The sequence below is a fragment of the Exiguobacterium sp. s48 genome (genome assembly GCF_018617395.1).
GTDB lineage: Bacteria > Bacillota > Bacilli > Exiguobacteriales > Exiguobacteriaceae > Exiguobacterium.
Map to the genome: position 1 here is coordinate 1,343,950 of NZ_JACSKC010000001.1, position 20,348 is coordinate 1,364,297.

The 20,348-nt window shown below is 48.9% G+C and carries 19 protein-coding genes and 1 tRNA gene; 3 read left to right on the forward strand and 17 right to left on the reverse strand.

What is annotated here, in order from left to right; genetic code table 11:
• Window positions 1–39: 39 nt before the first annotated feature.
• From KNO66_RS06875 to KNO66_RS06930, 12 genes are all read right to left on the reverse strand, one after another.
• Window positions 40–1,380 (reverse strand): glycosyltransferase, encoded by a 1,341-nt coding sequence (locus tag KNO66_RS06875; protein ID WP_078147299.1) that lies wholly within the window; start codon window positions 1,378–1,380, stop codon window positions 40–42.
• Window positions 1,377–2,585 carry a glycosyltransferase family 4 protein gene (locus KNO66_RS06880; RefSeq protein ID WP_251026342.1) on the reverse strand — a complete coding sequence of 403 codons (1,209 nt, stop codon included), beginning with the start codon at window positions 2,583–2,585 and terminating at the stop codon, window positions 1,377–1,379. The genes KNO66_RS06875 and KNO66_RS06880 overlap by 4 nt, the downstream gene beginning before the upstream one ends.
• Window positions 2,586–2,606: 21 nt before the next feature.
• Window positions 2,607–3,488: a UTP--glucose-1-phosphate uridylyltransferase GalU gene (gene galU, locus KNO66_RS06885; protein ID WP_214741598.1), complete on the reverse strand. Its 882-nt coding sequence runs from the start codon at window positions 3,486–3,488 to the stop codon at window positions 2,607–2,609.
• 232 nt (window positions 3,489–3,720) lie between these two features.
• Entirely contained in the window at window positions 3,721–4,518 is a 798-nt protein-coding gene (locus KNO66_RS06890; protein ID WP_214741600.1) for an aminoglycoside phosphotransferase family protein, read from the reverse strand.
• Between the two features lie 248 nt (window positions 4,519–4,766).
• Window positions 4,767–6,059, reverse strand: coding sequence for a phosphopyruvate hydratase (eno, locus tag KNO66_RS06895; RefSeq protein ID WP_012726908.1), 1,293 nt, complete (start codon window positions 6,057–6,059; stop codon window positions 4,767–4,769).
• Window positions 6,060–6,095: 36 nt separating this feature from the next.
• Window positions 6,096–7,634 (reverse strand): 2,3-bisphosphoglycerate-independent phosphoglycerate mutase, encoded by a 1,539-nt coding sequence (gpmI, locus tag KNO66_RS06900; RefSeq protein WP_214741601.1) that lies wholly within the window; start codon window positions 7,632–7,634, stop codon window positions 6,096–6,098.
• Window positions 7,635–8,387, reverse strand: a complete 753-nt coding sequence (tpiA, locus tag KNO66_RS06905; RefSeq protein WP_078147302.1) for a triose-phosphate isomerase — start codon at window positions 8,385–8,387, stop codon at window positions 7,635–7,637. It lies immediately after the preceding gene.
• An 18-nt stretch (window positions 8,388–8,405) separates the two neighbouring features.
• Window positions 8,406–9,590 (reverse strand): phosphoglycerate kinase, encoded by a 1,185-nt coding sequence (locus KNO66_RS06910; RefSeq protein WP_214741603.1) that lies wholly within the window; start codon window positions 9,588–9,590, stop codon window positions 8,406–8,408.
• 97 nt (window positions 9,591–9,687) lie between these two features.
• Complete coding sequence (gene gap / locus KNO66_RS06915; protein ID WP_214741605.1) at window positions 9,688–10,695, reverse strand: type I glyceraldehyde-3-phosphate dehydrogenase; 1,008 nt, start codon at window positions 10,693–10,695, stop codon at window positions 9,688–9,690.
• 59 nt (window positions 10,696–10,754) lie between these two features.
• Window positions 10,755–11,783, reverse strand: coding sequence for a sugar-binding transcriptional regulator (locus KNO66_RS06920; protein ID WP_012726913.1), 1,029 nt, complete (start codon window positions 11,781–11,783; stop codon window positions 10,755–10,757).
• A gap of 109 nt (window positions 11,784–11,892) precedes the next feature.
• Entirely contained in the window at window positions 11,893–12,150 is a 258-nt protein-coding gene (locus KNO66_RS06925; protein WP_251128070.1) for a glutaredoxin family protein, read from the reverse strand.
• 5 nt (window positions 12,151–12,155) lie between these two features.
• The gene (locus tag KNO66_RS06930) at window positions 12,156–13,301 is read right to left on the reverse strand and encodes an RNA polymerase factor sigma-54 (RefSeq protein ID WP_214741609.1); all 1,146 of its coding nucleotides are present in this window, start codon (window positions 13,299–13,301) and stop codon (window positions 12,156–12,158) included.
• A gap of 118 nt (window positions 13,302–13,419) precedes the next feature.
• Between KNO66_RS06930 and KNO66_RS06935 the strand changes: the two genes are divergently transcribed.
• The 3 genes from KNO66_RS06935 to KNO66_RS06945 all read left to right on the forward strand — a co-directional run bounded on the left by KNO66_RS06935 (window position 13,420) and on the right by KNO66_RS06945 (window position 17,142).
• Window positions 13,420–13,492: transfer RNA gene (locus tag KNO66_RS06935), tRNA-Arg, on the forward strand.
• 151 nt (window positions 13,493–13,643) lie between these two features.
• Window positions 13,644–14,219, forward strand: coding sequence for an ATP-dependent Clp endopeptidase proteolytic subunit ClpP (gene clpP / locus KNO66_RS06940; RefSeq protein WP_012726916.1), 576 nt, complete (start codon window positions 13,644–13,646; stop codon window positions 14,217–14,219).
• Window positions 14,220–14,376: 157 nt separating this feature from the next.
• Window positions 14,377–17,142 carry a putative bifunctional diguanylate cyclase/phosphodiesterase gene (locus tag KNO66_RS06945; RefSeq protein ID WP_214741610.1) on the forward strand — a complete coding sequence of 922 codons (2,766 nt, stop codon included), beginning with the start codon at window positions 14,377–14,379 and terminating at the stop codon, window positions 17,140–17,142.
• 33 nt (window positions 17,143–17,175) lie between these two features.
• Here KNO66_RS06945 and KNO66_RS06950 read toward each other — a convergent pair whose 3' ends face one another.
• The 5 genes from KNO66_RS06950 to whiA form a co-directional block, all read right to left on the reverse strand.
• Window positions 17,176–17,871 carry a MerR family transcriptional regulator gene (locus KNO66_RS06950; protein WP_353048464.1) on the reverse strand — a complete coding sequence of 232 codons (696 nt, stop codon included), beginning with the start codon at window positions 17,869–17,871 and terminating at the stop codon, window positions 17,176–17,178.
• A 56-nt stretch (window positions 17,872–17,927) separates the two neighbouring features.
• A complete protein-coding gene (locus KNO66_RS06955; RefSeq protein ID WP_353048542.1) occupies window positions 17,928–18,371 on the reverse strand; it encodes a hypothetical protein in 444 nt (147 codons plus the stop codon).
• A gap of 89 nt (window positions 18,372–18,460) precedes the next feature.
• Entirely contained in the window at window positions 18,461–18,976 is a 516-nt protein-coding gene (locus KNO66_RS06960) for a DUF2179 domain-containing protein (protein ID WP_214741613.1), read from the reverse strand.
• A gap of 93 nt (window positions 18,977–19,069) precedes the next feature.
• Window positions 19,070–19,306, reverse strand: a complete 237-nt coding sequence (locus KNO66_RS06965; protein WP_012726920.1) for a hypothetical protein — start codon at window positions 19,304–19,306, stop codon at window positions 19,070–19,072.
• 86 nt (window positions 19,307–19,392) lie between these two features.
• Entirely contained in the window at window positions 19,393–20,346 is a 954-nt protein-coding gene (gene whiA, locus KNO66_RS06970) for a DNA-binding protein WhiA (RefSeq protein WP_214741614.1), read from the reverse strand.
• Window positions 20,347–20,348: the final 2 nt, after the last annotated feature.

A 20,348-nucleotide genomic window follows, 5' to 3' on the forward strand; every position in this document is an offset into this window, starting at 1 on the left:
TCCCTCCATAGAAAAAAGACCGCGGCAAAAGCCGCAGTCTTAAGATTGTACTGGCTTTGGCGCACCGTCTTTCATAATCGGCAACTTGCGCTCCGCGGCGTTCGCGTAGACGTTCAAGAGTGCCTCTTTTTCCAAATCCCAGTTATATTTCTCACGCGCGGTCTTCGTGTTCTCTTTGACACGCGCATAGAGTGCTTGGTCTTCAATCATCCGGTTGACGCCGTCCGCGATCGATTGTGGATCGTGCGAATCGACGAGCACCCCGACATCGTTCCCCGCAACGACCCGTTCGATTTCAGGGAAGTCGCATGAGACGACCGGTACTTCGGCCATCAAATACTCGAACAATTTATTCGACGAGGCCGAGTAGTGGTTGAAGCAGACGTTGTTCAATACTTGGAAGCCTAAATAGGCGTTCATCGTATAGTAAGGTAACGCTTCGACCGGTACTTTGTCAATCATCTTGACGCGGTCGCCGACCCCTTCCGTCTCAATCAACTGTTGAATCGTCGGTTTGAGCTTCCCGTCCCCGATCATGACGAGCGTGCCTTCTTTGAAGTCTTTCGCCGCGAGCACGAGCTGTTCGAGACCGCGCCCCGCTTGAATGCCCCCTTGATACAAGAGAATCTTCTCGTCTTTCGGTAAGTCGAGGAGTGCATGCAAGTCCTTACGGAGCGAGAAGTCGAGCGGACGGTAGAACGGATAGTTGTGGAGCACGTACGGATAGAATCCGTACAACTCTTCGTTGTGCGCCGCACGCGTATGGTTCTCGACCATCATCGTATCGACGAACGGCAAGAGCCAGCCTTCAAGGTTACTTTGGATGTAGCCGTAACCCGTACGGTCCGTCTGTACCTCGTGCGAATCGTAGACGATCCGACCTTTGTTGAACACTTTTCCCGCAAGGAGTGCCTGCGGGAGCGTGTTCAAATCGTTCGCATGATAAAAGTCATACGATTTTTTCGTCGAAGCGAACACCATCTCGAGCATCGCACTCGCGTTGACGATTTGCTTACGCACTTGCGGCAACAAGACTGTCCCGACGGCCGCTCCAAGTGCGAGCATCGTGATCGGCGCGAGTAGGAACAACCCGGCACCGACGAGTCCAGCCCCAATTTGGCGGGTCCGCTTCTCGCTCACCCATTGATAGGTCTTCTTCGCAAACTTGAGCGCATTGACGAGAATCGAAGGTTGACGCTTCACGCGGATGACGCGGAAGCCTTCCGGACGCATCTCTTCTTTTGGAAGCTCTTTATTTTTCGGATCTTGAAGCGCAATCAAATCGACTTCATAGCCTGCCTCGGCGAGTGCCGAGCACTCACGAAGGACGCGCGCATCATTCGTAAAATGGTTCCATACAAACATACATACTGACTTCATCGTGTTTCCTCCATCACTAACTGTTGTACGACTTGATCTAACACGTCGATATTCTCTTCCCAACATAAATTCTCTTTGACGTAACGAATCCCGTTCGCCCCGAGTGCCTCCCGTAAATCCGGTCGGTCGAGGAGCTTCCGTAGGATCCGCTCGATCTCATCGATATCACGTTTCCGTGACACGTAGCCGACTTCCGCCGCTTCAATGACATTCGCCGCATGGCCTGACACTGCTGCGACAATCGGTTTGCCGACTGCCATATAGTCGATGAGTTTCCCAGGGATGACCGTATCGAACACTTCTTGTTCGATCAGACTGACGAATGCGACGTCCGCATTTTTAATCGCCTGAAACGCCTCTGTCCGTGGCATCGCCTCGAGGAACAAGAAGTTTTGGAAGCCACGGTCTTTGATCGTCTGCTTCAACTCTTCTTTCCGATAACCGTAGCCGATCAATTTGAAATGAATCCGTGGTTCGTCCCGGAATCGTTCGGCAAGTTCGAGTAACAACGACACATCTTGGGCAAGGCCCATGTTCCCGGCGTATAAGATCTCCATCCGGTCGTCCGGTGGGATCGTCCGCTCGAGCGTGCGCTCCGCTTCCCGGATCGAGTTCGGCATGTAGTGAATCTTCTCATTCGGCACACCGCGCTGACGAAGATAGCTACGGAATCCTTCCGAGTTGATGATGACTTCATCGGCGACACGATACAGTCGTTTCTCCATCCAAAACGCTGGCGTGAGCACCCAATCGTACTTGAAGACACCGACCCCTTTCACCGATTCTGGCCAAAGGTCACGGACGTCCAAGATGAACGGGACGCGATACTTTCGTTTCGCGTAAGCACCGACAAACGCCATAAAAAAAGAAGGGGTCGTCGCAAAGACGACGTCTGGCTTCAATTCGAGCTTACGGACTTCCCGGATTCCTTTGACCATCTGTTCGAGGAACAGGAAGAGACGACTGACCATGTTGGACGTATGCTTCCGTTTCTTCGTGATGAGTCGCTTGATGAACGGTTGGTCGTTCAACTCTTGGTCGTTCCAGAAACGGTCGTCCTGGTACATATCAAAGCTCGGGTACGAAGGAGCGGCCGTGATGACCTCGACTTCATACCCGCGCTGTTTCATCAAATGCGTAATGTTTTGCATCCGGTTGCCGGCACTGCCGATCTCCGGATAATAGTTTTGACACACCATAAGCATTGTTTTCAAAAATAACACACCTTACTGTTGATCAAGTTCGTCCACGAGCCGTTTCAATAGGGCATGGACGTCATCTTTTAAATCAGGATCGCTGAGCGCGTGGCAAATCGTCGTCTCGACGAACCCGATCGGCTCTCCGACGTCGTAACGTCGACCGTCAAATTCGTAGGCGAAGACCGTCTGCGCCTCATTCAAGCGTGCGATCGCATCCGTCAATTGAATCTCGCCCCCGGCTCCTGCCTCTTGCCCCGATAACGCCTCAAAGACGTCCGGTTTCAAGATGTAGCGACCGAGGATGGCAAAGTTCGACGGGGCCTCATCGACAGGTGGTTTCTCGACAAACGTCTTCACCGGGATGAGCTTCCCTTCGACGGCAAGCGGGTCAATTATACCATATCGGTTCGTCATTTCATACGGGACACGCTGTACCCCGATGATCGAACGTTCGTGCGCCTCATATTGGTCAATCAACTGCTTCGTCGCCGGCACGTCGGATTCGATGATATCGTCCCCGAGTAAGACGGCGAACGGTTCGTCCCCGATAAACTTCCGGGCGCACCAGATCGCATGACCGAGACCTTTCGGCTCCTGTTGGCGTATGTAGTGAATGTTCGCCAAGTTCGAGGAGTGTCGGACCGATTCGAGCAAGCGCGTCTTCCCTTTCGATTCAAGGTTCTGCTCCAATTCGAGCGCACGGTCGAAATGGTCTTCAATCGCCCGCTTGTTCTTCCCCGTGACGATGATGATGTCCTCGATACCTGAAGCGACGGCCTCCTCGACGATGAACTGGATGGTCGGCTTGTTGACGATCGGCAACATTTCTTTCGGCATGGCTTTCGTGGCAGGAAGGAAGCGGGTGCCGAGACCGGCGGCTGGGATGATGGCTTTACGTACTCGTGTCATAAGCATTGGCTCCTTTACTCGTTATGTAGAGAGTATACCCAAATTTTGTGTGTTCTGACACAAAAGAGAGGTCGTGACAAAAATGTCACGACCAATCGTCATCTCGCTGCGATTTGAGATAGTACCAAATGCCGAATCCGATGAGCAATACTAAGAAGAGGAATCCTAACATCATCACGAGAATCGCCCCCTTACTCGTCCTTCACTTTATATATTCCCGCTCCCGAATGTTTCAGAACCACTCCCGTCCATGCGTTCGAATGAATCGAAGTTCCTCTTGATAATGATCGTAGTGCCCTTCGTCTATCATCTTTTGGAAGGCGATGTCTCCTTCCGCGGCTTTTCGTTTCATCAACAGACAGAGCGCTTCGATGCGTCGTTGTAACATGTCGAACAAGTCGACCTCCGCTTGCTCCCAACCATAGGCATCGAGAAACAAGGATACCCGCTTGTTATAGATTGCATCGTCTCGATCGGCATCATAATAGACGACTTCCCCTGTTTCAGCTTGATGGCGACGACTGAGCGGAACGAACGTATAAAGGGCATAGACGATATCCCAAGCCCGCGGTCCCGGTGCGGCCAAATCAAAATCGATGACTCCCGCCACTTTTCCTTCATGGAAAATCGTATTGTAGACGGCGAAATCGTTATGACAGATGACCTCTAGCGGTTGAGGCGTGTTGTCAATCGGTGACCAATCTGACGACCACTCAAAATCTGTCGACGCATCATGTATACGTCTCATTAGTCGTGCAACATCCTGAATCGCCTCATCGGACCACATGTAAGACTTCAAGGGATAGTCTGCGGTTTCTCCTTCCAAGTAAGTTAACACTTCTCTTCCTCGATCATCGATTCCAATAAAACGCGGTACTCCGGAAAGTTGCTTTGCCTCCAAGTGACGTAACCATCGATGAATACGCTCGCTGCCTTCCTTTTGAGTGCGATAGACGTAATTCCCCTTTTTATAGACAGTTGACACGTTCCCACCGCTCAACCTTTTTTCTTGCTCATTCGATTGGTTCATCCAATTTCCCCCTACTTTTTGTCAGTCACGTTCAGTATACAACACGAGGTGGTTCGACACAGAGCGTTCGCGCCCGTCGAAGCGGCACCGTGACTCTTGCAGGAAAGCAATCTCGCGGAGACCCCGCAAGCACGTAAGCGCGAGGAGGCTCCGTGGATTGCCTGCAGAAAGCACCGGTGCCGCCAGGACGGGTTGAAAAACATCCATAAAAAAACAGGTCCGCCATAAAGCGGACCTGAAACAATCAATTATTTTTTGAGGTTGTAGAACGACTTGATGCCGTCGTATTTCGCTACATCGCCGAGCATGTCTTCGATGCGGAGAAGTTGGTTGTATTTCGCGATACGGTCTGTACGTGAAAGTGAACCAGTTTTGATTTGTCCAGCGTTTGTCGCAACAGCGATGTCTGCAATTGTCGCATCTTCTGTTTCACCAGAACGGTGAGAGACGACTGCTGTGTAACCAGCTTTTTTAGCCATTTCGATCGCGTCGAATGTTTCTGTGAGCGTACCGATTTGGTTAACTTTGATGAGGATCGAGTTTGCGATTCCTTTTTCGATACCTTCAGCAAGTTTCGATGTGTTCGTTACGAAGAGGTCATCCCCAACGAGTTGAACTTTGTGGCCGATTTTGTCTGTGAGAAGCTTGTGGCCATCCCAGTCGTTTTCGTCACAACCATCTTCGATTGAGAGGATTGGGTATTTGTCAACGAGCTCAGCGTAGAAGTCTACAAGCTCAGCAGTTGTGAGTGACTTGCCTTCGCCAGCGAGTTCGTATTTACCAGTTGATTTGTCGTAGAACTCAGAAGAGGCAACGTCCATTGCGAGGTAGACGTCTTCACCTGGTTTGTAACCAGCTTTTTCGATCGCTTCAAGGATAACTGTGATTGCTTCTTCGTTAGACTTCAAGTTTGGTGCGAAACCACCTTCGTCACCGACAGCTGTGTTAAGACCCATACCAGAAAGAACTGATTTGAGGGCGTGGAATACTTCAGCACCCATACGGAGCGCTTCACGGAATGTTGGCGCGCCGACAGGCATGATCATGAACTCTTGGAAGTCCACGTTGTTGTCCGCGTGCGAACCACCGTTGATGATGTTCATCATTGGTGTTGGAAGTGTCTTCGCGTTGAATCCACCGAGGTATGTGTAAAGTGGAAGACCGAGCTCATCTGCTGCTGCGTGAGCGGCTGCCATTGACACACCGAGGATTGCGTTTGCACCAAGTTTTGCTTTGTTTGGCGTACCGTCGAGTTCGATCATTTTCGCATCGATTGCGTTTTGGTCGAAGACATCGTAGCCGATAAGTTCTGGTGCGATCGTGTCGTTCACGTTCGCAACTGCTTTCAAGACACCTTTACCGAGGTAACGTGACTTGTCGCCATCGCGAAGCTCAACTGCTTCGTGCTCACCTGTTGATGCGCCTGATGGGACGAGGGCACGGCCGAAACCGCCGTCTTCTGTGAAGACTTCTACTTCTACTGATGGGTTACCGCGTGAATCTAAAATCTCGCGTGCGTAAATTTCTGTAATCATTGACATGAAAAATCGCTCCTTTTCGCTTGAAAAATAGTTGTATTATTTTGTAACGATTGACGAACCAGTCATTTCAGCTGGTTGCTCTCCACCGAGAAGGTCGAGAAGGGTTGGGGCGAGGTCGCAAAGTGCGCCTTCGAGAACTGGTTTCAGTTCGACTCCCTCTTTTGTGACGATACACGGAACAGGTTCCGTCGTGTGCGCCGTCATCGGCGAGCCATCCGGGTTCGTGACGATGTCTGCGTTCCCGTGGTCCGCTGTGATGATGGCCGCGCCACCTTTAGCAAGTAATGCGTCCACTACTTTACCGAGGCATTCGTCGACCGCTTCAATCGCTTTCTTCGTCGGCTCAAGCTTCCCTGAGTGACCGACCATATCCGGGTTCGCGAAGTTGATGATGTATGCATCATACTCATCCGACTCGATCCGCTCGAGCAAGCCGTCCGTAAGTTCGTACGCGCTCATCTCCGGTTGCAAGTCGTATGTCGCGACTTTCGGTGAAGGGACGAGGAGACGATCCTCCCCTTCAAATGGTTTTTCTTTTTGTCCGTTCAAGAAGAACGTGACGTGTGGGTACTTCTCTGTTTCTGCGGCACGGAGTTGTTTGTATCCTTGTGCAGAGAGTGTTTCCCCGAGTGTGTTTTTCAAATCTTCCGGTGGGAACACGATATCCGTGTCGACGTCATCCGAGTACTTCGTCATCGAAACGAGGAGAAGGTTCTCAGGATGTTTGTCCGAGAGTTTGAAGCCTTCGAATCCGGCTTTCTCTTTGAACACTTTCGACAACTGGATTGCCCGGTCCGGACGGAAGTTGAAGAACATGATCGCATCGTTGTCTTGGATTGTTGCGACTGGCTTGCCATCTTTTTCGATGACAGTCGGTAAGACGAACTCATCCGTCAAATCGTTCTCGTACGACTTCTCGAGAACCTCGACTGGGTCCGTACCGACTTCGCCTTTGCCGTTTACGAGGACGTCATATACTTTCTCGACGCGCTCCCAACGGTTGTCGCGGTCCATAGCATAGTAGCGACCAGACACGCTAGCGACTTGACCGACACCGAGCTCAGCAAGCTTTTCTTCTGTTTCCTTGAGGAAACCAGCTCCTGATTTCGGATCACAGTCACGGCCGTCCGTGAACGCGTGAATGTACACTTTTTCGATGCCGTGGAGTTTTGCGAACTCAACGATAGCAAACATGTGATTGATGTGCGAGTGAATCCCGCCATCTGATACGAGGCCCATGATATGAAGGCTCGAGTCATGCTTCTTCACATGTCCTGCCAAATGGTTCATCGCCTGACGGTCGAATAACGAACGGTCTTTGATTGCGTTGTTGACGCGTGAGAGTGACTGATAGACGACTCGGCCGGCACCGATGTTTAAGTGACCGACTTCCGAGTTCCCCATCTGTCCTTCTGGAAGACCGACGTACTCGCCTTTTGCGTTTAAGAGCGTATGTGGATACTGCTCCCAGTAGCGATCGAAGTTCGGTTTGTCCGCAGCCATGACCGCGTTACCGAACGATTCGTCACGCATCCCGAAACCATCTAAGATGATGAGTGCGACTGGTCTAGCCATTTAAATCGCCTCCAACAATTTGAGGAACGAAGCGGCTTCAAGTGAAGCACCGCCGACGAGTGCGCCGTCGATGTCTTCTTGTGCCATGTACTCTTTGATGTTCTCAGGTTTAACAGATCCACCGTATTGGATGCGTACTGCAGCCGCTACGTCTTCACCGTAAAGACCTTTCACCACGTCGCGAACATACTTACAAGAGCTTTGTGCGTCAGCTTCGTCCGCTGATTTACCTGTACCGATTGCCCAAACTGGCTCGTACGCGATGACGAGTTGTTTGACTTGATCAGCAGAGAGGTCAGCGAGACCGCCTTCGACTTGTGTTTTGATGACTTCTTCGAACTTGTCGCCTTCGCGCTCTTCAAGTGTTTCACCGACACAAACGATTGGCGTAAGACCGTGTTCGAACGCTTTTTTCGTTTTGCTGTTGATGAACGCATCTGATTCGCCGAAGTACTCGCGACGTTCTGAGTGACCGAGGATGACATACGTCACGCCGAGGTCAGCGACCATTACTGGGCTAATTTCGCCAGTGTAGGCACCGCTATCTTTGTCGTACATGTTTTGTGCACCGAGCTTTAAGTTTGACCCTTTAGCTGCTTCTACCATCGGTGCGAGGAAAAGTGCCGGAGCACCAATCGCTGCATCTACTTTGTCAGTAGACGGGATGTTGTTTTTAACTTCCTCCACGAAAGCGACAGCTTCCGAGAGTGTTTTGTTCATTTTCCAGTTACCTGCAATAATCGGTTTACGCATCGATAACCCTCCTCTAAATTACTTGTCGTTCAACGCCTCGACACCTGGAAGTTTTTTACCTTCCATGAATTCGAGTGACGCGCCACCACCAGTTGAGATGTGGCTCATCTTGTCAGCAAGACCAAACTTGGCTGCCGCAGCGGCTGAGTCACCACCACCGATGATTGAATATGCATCGCTGTCCGCAAGTGCTTGAGCGACACCTTTCGTTCCGTTTGCGTATTTATCGAGTTCGAATACGCCCATCGGTCCGTTCCAAACGACAAGTTTCGATTCGCGAATCGCATCCGCGTAAAGTTCGACTGTCTTCGGTCCGATATCAAGACTCATGTGATCCGCTGGGATCGAGTCGATATCGACTGGGCCGACATACGTTTCTTCGCCAAATTCTTTTGTGATGACGCAGTCGATTGGCATTAAGAATTTCACGCCTTTATCTTCTGCTTTCTTCATGAATTGACGAGCGAGGTCAAGCTTATCCTCTTCAAGGAGTGACGTCCCAACTTCGTGCCCGAGTGCTTTCGAGAACGTGTACGAGAGTCCGCCACCGATGATGAGTGTGTCAACGATGTCAAGAAGGTGGTCGATGACCCCGATCTTATCCGCTACTTTCGACCCGCCGATAATCGCCGTGAACGGACGGTCTGGGTTAGAAAGAGCTTTACCGAGAACTTCAAGTTCTTTTTCCATCAAGAGACCAGCAACAGCTGTATCCACGTGGTGTGCAATCCCTTCAGTTGAAGCGTGTGCACGGTGAGCCGCGCCGAACGCGTCGTTGACGTATACGTCAGCAAGTGCTGCGAATCCTTTTGCAAGTTCAGGGTCGTTTTTCGTTTCACCTGGGTAGAAACGAACGTTCTCTAAAACGACGACATCGCCTTCAGAGAGGTTAGCGACCGCTTCTTCTGCGACCGGGCCGTATGCTTCTTCGACGAGCGGTACATCTTTTCCGAGGAGCTCAGCGAGACGCTTCGCTACTGGAGCAAGTGAGAACTCAGGGTTCTTCTCGCCCTTTGGACGGCCGAGGTGGCTCGCAAGGACGAGCTTCGCACCACCGTCAAGCAAGTGCTTGATTGTTGGAAGTGCAGCTTGGATCCGAGTTTCGTCTTGAATGACGCCATCTTTGAGTGGAACGTTGAAGTCAACGCGGCAAAAGACGCGTTTCCCTTTTACATCGATGTCACGAATAGACTGTTTGTTCATAACTTTCGCCTCCATATGTCGTGCATGTCATTTCATAAATAGAGCGGAGAACAATCTCTTGTTTCCGCTCCTATTTGATTCTATTTAGTTCACGAACTTACTTCGCGATGTTAGCGAAGTGCTTGAGTGTGCGAACCAATTGTGCAGTGTAAGACATTTCGTTGTCGTACCAAGAAACTGTCTTAACGAGTTGCTTGTCGCCAACTGTCATTACTTTTGTTTGAGTCGCATCGAAGAGTGAACCGTATGTGATTCCAACGATGTCAGAAGAAACGATTTCGTCTTCAGTGTAACCGAACGACTCGTTTGCTGCTGCTTTCATTGCTGCGTTTACTTCGTCAACAGATACTTGCTTGTCGAGTACAGTTACGAGCTCAGTGAGTGAACCTGTAGCAACTGGTACACGTTGTGCAGCACCGTCAAGTTTTCCTTGAAGTTCAGGAATTACGAGACCGATTGCTTTTGCAGCACCTGTTGTGTTAGGGACGATGTTCGCTGCAGCTGCACGCGCACGACGGAAGTCACCTTTCGGGTGTGGAGCGTCAAGCGTGTTTTGGTCGCCAGTGTAAGCGTGGATTGTCGTCATGAGACCTTCAACGATTCCGAACTGGTCTTGAAGTACTTTAGCCATTGGAGCCAAGCAGTTTGTTGTACAAGAAGCACCTGAGATAACTGTTTCAGAACCATCGAGGATATCGTGGTTTGTGTTGTAAACAACAGTCTTCATGTCACCTGTAGCAGGAGCAGAGATAACAACTTTCTTCGCGCCAGCTTTCAAGTGAAGCTCAGCTTTTTCTTTTGAAGTGAAGAATCCAGTACATTCGAGAACGATGTCTACACCGAGGTCTCCCCATGGAAGTTCTTCAGGGTTACGGTTAGCAAGCGTGATAACTTTCTCTCCGTTTACGAGGAAGTGATCGTCGTGTACTTCAACTTCTCCGTCGAAACGACCTTGTGTCGTGTCATACTTGAGAAGGTGCGCAAGCATCTTCGTGTCTGTCAAGTCGTTGATTGCAACAACTTCGATTCCTTCGTTTTTGATGATCTCGCGGAATGCCAAACGACCGATACGTCCAAATCCGTTAATACCAACTTTTACTGCCATGTTAATTTCCTCCTTAGGGTAGAAGCTATTTATTGAAGAGCCAACGGGGGGTCAACTCTTTAATAACAAGTTAATAATTCTTTCGCCGCACCTTCGTCTGTGACGAGAATGATGTTCGACGTGTGTTTCGCATAAGCGGCAATCGCCTGTGCCTTCGATTTCCCTCCGGCAACCGCGATGACGGTATCCATGTCATCCAGCTCTTCGAGTTGGATCCCGACCGTCTTGACGCGATGGACGATTTCACCTTCAGCATTGAAATAATATCCGAATGCCTCGGCGACGGCGTCATGCCGTTCAATCATCCGCAAATGCTCCGGTGATGCGTGACGGCGCTTTGCCATCGTTTCTGCCTCACCAATTCCATGTACCACAATTCGAGCCGCTCTAATCATTTCCAGCACGTTTTTAATGCTAGGTTCCTCTACCATCCGGTCAAACGTTTCTTGCGATACTTCATCCGGAATATGTAGAAGATGATAGTCTGCGTGGGCCCGGTCCGCCATGCGTGAGCAGACAGTATTCGCTTGAAGCTCAAGCGTTTCTCCGAGACCCCCACGTGCGGGCACAAAATGCATCGGGCGTTCTTTTTTATCGGGCGACATCATCGCCGCAACCGATGCCATCGTCGTTCCTCCCGTTACCGCAATCACATTATCATCCGGTGCGAGCCGCGCTTTTAGTTGCGTGACCGCCGCACGTCCGATATCGCGTTGAACCCAGAATGTCTCATCTGAGTCACCCGGTACGATGACGACTTGGCGAACCCCTAATTTCTCTTCGAGCTCTCTTGCCACTTCTGAGATTCCGAGAAGTTCTCCCATGATCTCGTGCAAGTCTCGTAAGACGTTTCGTCCCGTCTCACTGAGGGAAATTCCTTGAGTAGCGACGTAAAGAAGACCTTGGTCTTTCAAAAAGTCAACTTCTCGTCTGAGTACCCGTTCGGTCAGTCCCAAACTCGTTGCGAGTGTCCTGCGGCCAATCGGCTGCATCAAGCGGACATAATGTAAGATATCGTAACGATGTCGGAGCGTATCGAGCAGGTCAGGGACAATTTGCTTCTGAACGTGAATCAGTTGCTGGATCATGCTCATACCCCCTCGACTTTCAGTGTGGACAATTTTTGTCCCACTTTTTTATTTGCGTCCCACCGCTACGAGTTCATCTTATCAATCACTTTTCCGTCTGGCAACCCCTTCAAACGTTTTTTTTCGATGTAAGCGTATACTTAACAAAATCTTCAACTTTGTTGTCATCATATCGCCCTTGACTGATGACTTTCCCTTCGTGTATGAGAACAGGGATCTCGAAGAGGTACTTCGCCTCGAGTACCTCGTCTCCCGTGATGTCGACCTGTTCGAGTTCGATTGGATAATCTTCTTGTAACCATTCGAGCATGACGAGCGCCTCGTCACACAGTGAACAATTGTCACGTTTATATAATGTAAATTTCATATTTGTCATCCCTTCCACAACTGTCGCTCGCGCTCACGCGAGTTACCGAATCCGAGTTCTTCCCGATAGTTCGTCACGGTCCGCCTTGTTACGTGATAGCCGTATCGAGCGAGCTCGTTCGCAAGTGTCTGGTCACTTTGCGGTGCCGTTTCCCGTTGAATCAGTTCTGCGAGCGTTCGTTTGATCATAAATGGCGAATGTCCATGACTCGTCGAACGGACAAAAAAGTGTCGCCACTCCATGATGCCACCTTCAGTCTTAGCGAACTTCCCTTGAATCGCTCGCCCGACCGTCGATTCATGCTTTCCGATTTGTTGCGCCACGGTCCGGCGGGTCAGCGGATGGAGCACGAGTTCACCTTTTAGCCACTCGGTCTGACGAGACTCGATGACTGACCAGATTTCACGTAACGTCTCATTCCGCATCGCAAGCGATGTCATCCACCATTTCGCCTCACGGTCATTCCCGACACGCGTTTCGTCGAGTTCCGGACTGAGCCATTTTGTAACAAGTCTTCCCTCTTCGTATCGTACTTCAACTTCTGGAAAAACCTGACCCGTTTCTTCATATAATAGAGGACGTTTTGGAAGTGTCGCGACGATGCGCTCTAGACGTGCGATCTCTTCATCTGTAATTTCGAGTACGCTTGCCATCTGTTGATAGCTTACCCCACTCTCAATCGCATCGAATACATCGACGACACGAGGGTCCTCATGTTCAATCGCATGCCGATACTGACACTCTCGTTCCGTCTTTGCTCCGATCCCCGTCGGTTCAAGGAATAAGAGTGCCTGTCTCGCCTGTTCGATTTGGGCGACGTCGACACCGAGTCGTTCCGCCAACACCTCATTCGTGTCCGGCAACAGTCCCCGATGATCGAGCAAGAGGACAAGTTGTCGTCTAAGTTCTTGTTCCGATTCGCTCCCGCTCCCTTCCCGGATCTGGGTGAACAACTTCTCTTCGAACGCGCTCGCCGCATCCGCGACCCATCCAAGGTCCCCACTCCCAACATGAATGTTTGAATTGTGTCGCGCCAAACGCGCTAGACGAAACGTAAGTGCGAGACGGTCCGCTTCAAGCACCGGTAACCGCTGCATGAGATCTTGCGTCATCTGTTGCTGTTGGACTTGTTTTTGCTCTTGCCGTTGCATCGCTCTCCCCCCTCACTTCCATTGTAACGAACCCGCTTCCTTCATGCTCAAAAAAGCATAACGAACAGGATTGCTTTTTTAATAAAACAAATGTATAATAAATTCGTGTCACACATATGCACCCGTAGCTCAGGGGATAGAGCACTGGTTTCCGGTACCAGGTGTCGGGAGTTCGAATCTCTCCGGGTGTATCAGATGTTGAGGTCAGGCAGATTGCCTGGCCTCTTTTTCGTTTCACGACGCAAAAATCGTGGAATAGGTGAAAAACGATGACTATCGTTTGACCAACATTGACTATACAGGTATGATGAAATTACAACCTACATAAAGGAGGCAGATTCAATGTTAATTCCAACAGTTATCGAACAGACAGGCCGTGGGGAGCGCGCGTATGACATCTACTCACGCTTGCTCAAAGACCGTATCATCCTTCTCGGAAGTGCGATTGACGACAACGTGGCGAACTCGATTGTCGCACAGCTCCTCTTCCTCGCAGCTGAGGATCCAGAGAAGGACATCTCACTCTACATCAACAGCCCAGGAGGTTCGATTACAGCGGGTATGGCGATTTATGACACGATGAACTTCATCAAGCCAAACGTGTCGACGATTTGTATCGGAATGGCTGCATCGATGGGTGCCTTCTTGCTCCAAGCCGGTGAAAAAGGAAAACGCTTCGCATTACCGAACGCAGAGATCATGATTCACCAACCGCTCGGCGGCACGCAAGGCCAAGCGTCAGACATTAAGATTCACGCGGAACGCATCATCAAAATGCGTGAAAAGTTAAACCAAATCATGGCAGAAAACACTGGCCAGCCACTTGAAGTCATCGAGCGCGATACAGAGCGTGACTACTTCATGGCAGCTGACCAAGCGAAAGACTACGGTCTGATCGACAAGGTCATGACACGTTAATTTTCTGAAGACACACAATCCTGATTGGATGTGTGTCTTTTTTTAGATCAAACTGGACAATCTACAGTTCAAAAAGATATTGACCCCCTTTTTAGAGCGATAATCCTATAATAAATAGGAATAAATAGATTATATAAGCCAAATCGGGAGGTTTATTTTGAAAAAATTATTACATTTCAGTTCAATTATTCCGTTTGATGATTCGTATGGTCATGTCTCATTATTGGAGTATTGGATGCATTCACCTGAAGCCATATGTGCCCTTACCAAAGATGACGGAATTTTGCTCGTCAATCCTTCGTTCGAAAAGTTGCTTTCAGAATCAATCGACATATTTGTTGAAACACTTTCGAACGATTTGATTCCATTAGCGGAATCAAATCCCACGGTAGGCGATGAGATTCAAGTTCATCTTCAATCGTCGAACCGTCTATTTCAATTGATGCCCGTCCCTGTCTCCGTCTACCCTGAAATCACTATGGTGTTCACAGTGATGGAACGAACGAATGCGATTGAGCTCGCACGAGAACGCATACGCTTCGATGCTTATCGTCAAGTTTTTGGCGACATCCACGGTCTCGCCTTATTTGAGTTCAATTTAGAGACTCACTATTTCGAAACATTTGGATCATTGAAAAATATGTTCGGACTCGCCTCTTTTTCATCTAAAACACATACACCACTACTCTTTAAACAGTTACTCCATCCTGATGATTTGAATGTGTATTTAAAGATTCTTGGTGAGTTGATGATTGACCCTGAGATGGAGATGCGGGAGTCTGTTGTGCGCATCTTTCATTTGGATGAGTCGCAATACTATCCCTTCATTGTACGTAGTCATTTATCCACGGATCGAAAACTACTCACTTGCGCGGTGATTGATCAATCCATCTACCAAACCGACAATGAGAAGATTGAGAAGTTCAATCAGTTTATCGAAGCCGGGATGATGGAGTTTGACTTCCAGAGCGATACATTCCAACACGTTTCCCCCGGTCTATTCCGTATGATCGGATTTGAGATCGAGCCCGCTGACATCACTCTCGAATTTTGGAAGCAATTTCTTCATCCGGAAGATCTGGAACTGCTCATCTCCTCTCGTCATGAGACGTTAAAGGGTGAATCCGGTACTTACATATACCGCGTATATGTGAACGATGAATTGAAATGGGTTGAAGAGAAGCGTGAACCGCTATGGGATCCAGATAAAAATGTAACCGGTTACCGTTCCTATTTAAAAAATATTACACGACTGCAAGAACAGGAACAAGAAATCACCACATTACGAACAGTAGATCCGATTACGGGAATCACCAATCGAGATACATTAAAGACACACATCGAAGAACTGTTAGGAGACGCGCAATCCGTCACCATGATCGGAATTTCTTTCAATCACTACACAGAGGTGAAAGAGACACTCGGCTTTGAATTGGCAGATGAATGGAATGCAGTAACGATTGCCGAGCTCCAACCTTACGTCCCAGATGATGCGTTATTAGCTGTCATTTATGAGGATTTATATTGCATCGTCATTCCTTGTTATTGGACGGACGAGAGAACCCGGCGTTTCGGTGAAAAGTTAATCACCTTATCTGAACGCGCTTATAGCATCAGTGAATATGAAATCTTCCCACACGTTTCTGTCGGTGTCTGTCGTTCCCCACATGACGGGATGACGGCAAACGAACTGATTGCCCATACCGTTCAGGTGACGAATCACGCTTACACACAAGGACATTCTAATTTGGCATTTTACTCATCGAGTGTCGATTTACCATCCTTGCGTCGCTATACGTTGATTAATGATTTACGCACCGCCATCAAGAATCGAGAACTGTTTGTTGTCTATCAACCGAAAGTTCATGCGTGGACAGGCAAAATTGTTGGTGCTGAGGCACTAATGCGATGGATGCATCCGACTTGGGGACCTATTTCGCCTGTTGAGTTTATTCCCTTGATTGAGCACAACCAACAGATTGTGGAACTGACGGATTTTTTAATCGAAGAAGTATGTCGATTTATGAATCAGCTACCTACGTGCATCCCGATTTCAATAAATATTCCGGCTTCCTATTTCTATCTAGATAACTATATGCAACAAATTCAGCAATCCTATACGAAACACAACATCCTTCCTCGTTATTTAGAAATTGAAATTCCGGAATCGACGCTGCTGGAAAACCGTGATCGAATGAAGGCCGTGTTTGAGACGTTAAATTCTTATGGCATCACTGTGTCATTCGATGACTTCGGGACCGGTTACTCCTCACTCGCATACGTGCAGGATTATAATGTCCAAATTATTAAGATTGATCGGATTTTTGCACATGGCATTCATGAAAATGTGAAATCACAGGCCATCGTCCGAAGCTTGATGTATATTGCGAAAGAGTTTGGCATGGAGGTTGTGGTTGAAGGTGTCGAATGTTTCCGTGACTTGAACTGGTTGCGAGACCATGGCGTGCAAACGATTCAAGGTTATCTTTTCAGTCCGCCAGTCGAGAGCGAGCAGATGATTCGTCTTCTTGACCAAACGTATTTACCCCCAACGGAAGTGAGTTCACTCGATGGTCACACGATGCTGATTCCCGTTCAAATGATTTTTTCTCGCATCCAGTCGTTCCTGTCTGATTTGGGCCGCGCACCGGCTTTAGTATCGATGGAAGAAAACAAGTCGTTCAAGTTGTATACAACACTATTCTTACCGCCAAACGATTTTTTACAGTTCTCCATTCTAATGAAATCGCTAGAACATCCGATTCCCGTAACCATCATCGGAACTCCCGACCTCAAGGACGGGATTTACACATATGAACTAGAACCAATTGAACAGAATTTACTAGAGGGCGCTACTGAGCATGCCTTCCATCTCACTCCGGAGCAAGCTAAAAATACGTTACATCTCCATCATTTCCTTTAAGAAAAGAACGCATCAGTGGATGCGTTCTTTTCTCTATTCGATGGGCATCCAAATCTCAATGATGTCGTCCGCTCCCCCTTGCCCGTGGATATACCGTTCAAAGTCGACCGCATCTCGTAACGTCACGTCCGGAACGTTCAACAACTGTTCATACGTCGATTGGATCATCGGGATGCCTCCTTCCACCGTGGCGACGATGTAGTTCCCTGTCGTCAGTTCAACACAGCGCGCGCCTTCCGCCGACACCGGCTTTGTCATCCCCGCGACATAACCGTTCTCCTGCGGAAGACAAACCCCATACGACTCGTCCGTCGTCAATTCTAGTTGAAGCTTGCCCCACAATTTCGGAATCTCCTTTAATGTACCACCATATCCATAGACAGGGGTGGCTTCATTCAACGTCTCGTATCGAATCTTCATGTCGTTCCCTCCTGATTGCATCAATCGAATCTGCCTCTCGATTCGATGAAGGCGTTCCATTTCTGCTTGAACTTCATCCAATCGTGTTTCCAATAGTACTCCAATCGATCGACCCGACTGGATTTGTTCTAGACGGAGTCCGATTTGGCGCAATCGCTTAATTTCACTCAACCGTCGAATTTCTTCCATTCCGTACATTCGATACTGATTGTCGGTACGTGTCGGACGGACTAATCCACGTTCTTCATAAAATTTGATCGCTTTGACCGACAACCCGGTCACATGTGCCACTCTCCCAACCGGAATCACTGTTTTCCCACCTCCTATCTTCACTGTACAGTCGTCCCTTAGAGGCAGGTCAAGGCTTACTTTTCAGGAACTCGGACACCGAATACATAACGACTATCGCCTTGTTTCCACTCCCCACCGATTTCATACAGATAGACCCCAGGTTCATCTGGGACGATTGCTTCTGAAGGGACGAGTTCGCCATACTCAATTCGATTGAAACTCGACTCCATCGGGTCGGCATGATAGACAACATCGATTCGGTCGCCCGGTTTGACGGTAATCAGTTGAAGGTCATCCGCTTCCGGCATCCCATAGTCTGCACATGTCGCTTGATTACCGGATTCCCAACAATACGTTGACTGTTCTACTTCCGCTGTCACCGATCCGACCCGAACCGTCGGGAGCGGTGGTTTGACTGGATCTTCCCCGTCACCAAACAACGTCACCGCAAAATAGATGACGCCCACCCCAACAAGTAAACATAGCAGGACAATCCAAAAACGTCGATTACGCTTCACGGTCTCATCTCCTTTCTTCACTAGTTCCCTGTGATGACGTAAAATCCCTACTTCCACAAAAAAAGACCCACTTTCGTGAGTCCGTTGCGTCATTTCGGACGACGCAGTCCTTTCATCATATAACCGCCCTTGAAGTCGATCGGGTCGAATGCGACGAGGAATGCTTTTGGTTCATGCTTCTCAACGAGTTCACGCAACTCTTTCATTCGTGTCCGAGCCGCCAATACGTCGAGACGATAACGAACCCCGTCACGTCCTTGCCCTTGATAATGCGTGACACCATATCCATTGTCGCGCATCTGTTGGATGAGTTCCGCCGGATATTCTTTCGTATGCACTTGAATCATGTTGTAACCGATGGCGAGCTTCCGTTCGACAAAGCCACCAAGTAAAATCCCAAGTCCGAATCCGACCGCGTACACAATCATTCCGACCGTCGTCAAATCTTGGAACACGATCCCGAGCGCAAAGATATAGATGAGCGTTTCTAGCGTTCCAAATAAACCGGCGATGACGGTCTTCCCTTTCACAAGCATGATCGTCCGTAGCGTTAATACCGGAACGTAAACAAGTTGTAGCAGTAGGATGAGTAAGATTTGACCCATTCAATCGACCTCCGTTCAAATTCATTACCACCACTATTCCAAATTTCCAACAGAGATGCAACTAAAAAAGGCTGACCGAAGTCAACCTTTCACTTAGTTATCTAGATTCTTTACGCTTGTGAGCAACTCGTAGTCTTTACGAATGACTTCGTAGATCGCGTTCTTATCTCCATTCAACAACTCTTCCGCACGAAGCTGATTCAAGAAGAGGCTAGTGGCAAACGTGACGAGTGCACTTTTTGGAATCCCGATTTCTTTTGCGCGCTCTGTGATGACCTGGTCGAGCTTAGCGTCAATCGTGAGCGATAATCTTTTCTTTTCATTCGACATAATGATGAAGCTCCTTTAATTCGCTTTTCATAAAACCTATACACAATTGCTTATTATATAGGAAGAATGGTTTTGGTGCAACCGCGTCACGAGGATGCGATTTCGTCACCGCTACGCACACGTTCGGCAATCTGATCAATTTTGCGAAGTCGATGGTTGATTCCTGACTTCGAAATCGGACCGGATTCGAGCATTTCACCGAGTTCCTGTAACGAGACATCCTGGTGCGTGACACGCAGTTCGGCGATTTCGCGCAATTTCTTCGGTAAGACGTCAAGCCCGACCGTCCGCTCCAAGAATTTGATATTCTCGACTTGACGCAAAGCCGCCCCGACCGTTTTATTCAAGTTGGCCGTCTCACAGTTGACGAGGCGGTTGACAGAGTTGCGCATATCTTTAATAATGCGCGCATCTTCAAACTCCAGCATACCTCGGGTCGCCCCAATCAACTTGAGGAAGTCTGAGATTTTCTCGCTTTCTTTCATATATAGGATATGTCCTTTTTTCCGTTCGAGCGTCTTCGCGTTCAGCTCAAATCGGTTCGCCAAATCACGTAGCGAATGGTTGTGGTTCTCATATAAACTATAGATTTCGAGGTGATACGACGACGTTTTTGGATGATTAATGGAACCACCCGCGAGGAAAGCGCCACGCAAGTAAGCACGCGCCAGATTCTCGTCACCTGTCATATCCGAGTTCAATGTCCGGATCATCTCGTAGTTCTCCCCGAGAATCTCTAGGTCCCGAAGCATCGTCTCCGCATGCTGTGATACCCGGACGATGTAGACGTTATTCTTTTTCAAACGCATTTTCTTCCGGACGAACAAGTCTAACGGATGATCATACAGGCGTTTCATCAATGAATACATGCGACGGGCGATCGAGGCATTTTCTGTCGAGACATCGAGGGTCATGCCTCGTCCAAGGGCGAGCGAGATGACGCCGTTCATTCGAACGAGTGCCGATAATTCTGCTTTCGCTTCAGCGTCATTCACTTCAAGTTGTGTTAATTCTTTTTTCACGTCTGATGCAAAGCTCATCG

What these genes read in the sequence shown, in the direction of transcription:
- KNO66_RS06880 (WP_251026342.1), bottom strand. Translation starts at nt 2,585, where the DNA reads ATGCTTATGGTGTGTCAAAACTATTATCCGGAGATCGGCAGTGCCGGC.
- KNO66_RS06875 (WP_078147299.1), bottom strand. Translation starts at nt 1,380, where the DNA reads ATGAAGTCAGTATGTATGTTTGTATGGAACCATTTTACGAATGATGCG.
- KNO66_RS06930 (WP_214741609.1), bottom strand. Translation starts at nt 13,301, where the DNA reads ATGCAACGGCAAGAGCAAAAACAAGTCCAACAGCAACAGATGACGCAA.
- KNO66_RS06910 (WP_214741603.1), bottom strand. Translation starts at nt 9,590, where the DNA reads ATGAACAAACAGTCTATTCGTGACATCGATGTAAAAGGGAAACGCGTC.
- tpiA (WP_078147302.1), bottom strand. Translation starts at nt 8,387, where the DNA reads ATGCGTAAACCGATTATTGCAGGTAACTGGAAAATGAACAAAACACTC.
- galU (WP_214741598.1), bottom strand. Translation starts at nt 3,488, where the DNA reads ATGACACGAGTACGTAAAGCCATCATCCCAGCCGCCGGTCTCGGCACC.
- KNO66_RS06965 (WP_012726920.1), bottom strand. Translation starts at nt 19,306, where the DNA reads ATGTCGAATGAAAAGAAAAGATTATCGCTCACGATTGACGCTAAGCTC.
- clpP (WP_012726916.1), top strand. Translation starts at nt 13,644, where the DNA reads ATGTTAATTCCAACAGTTATCGAACAGACAGGCCGTGGGGAGCGCGCG.
- KNO66_RS06925 (WP_251128070.1), bottom strand. Translation starts at nt 12,150, where the DNA reads ATGAAATTTACATTATATAAACGTGACAATTGTTCACTGTGTGACGAG.
- KNO66_RS06920 (WP_012726913.1), bottom strand. Translation starts at nt 11,783, where the DNA reads ATGATCCAGCAACTGATTCACGTTCAGAAGCAAATTGTCCCTGACCTG.
- whiA (WP_214741614.1), bottom strand. Translation starts at nt 20,346, where the DNA reads ATGAGCTTTGCATCAGACGTGAAAAAAGAATTAACACAACTTGAAGTG.
- gpmI (WP_214741601.1), bottom strand. Translation starts at nt 7,634, where the DNA reads ATGGCTAGACCAGTCGCACTCATCATCTTAGATGGTTTCGGGATGCGT.
- gap (WP_214741605.1), bottom strand. Translation starts at nt 10,695, where the DNA reads ATGGCAGTAAAAGTTGGTATTAACGGATTTGGACGTATCGGTCGTTTG.
- KNO66_RS06890 (WP_214741600.1), bottom strand. Translation starts at nt 4,518, where the DNA reads ATGAACCAATCGAATGAGCAAGAAAAAAGGTTGAGCGGTGGGAACGTG.
- eno (WP_012726908.1), bottom strand. Translation starts at nt 6,059, where the DNA reads ATGTCAATGATTACAGAAATTTACGCACGCGAGATTTTAGATTCACGC.
- KNO66_RS06960 (WP_214741613.1), bottom strand. Translation starts at nt 18,976, where the DNA reads ATGGGTCAAATCTTACTCATCCTACTGCTACAACTTGTTTACGTTCCG.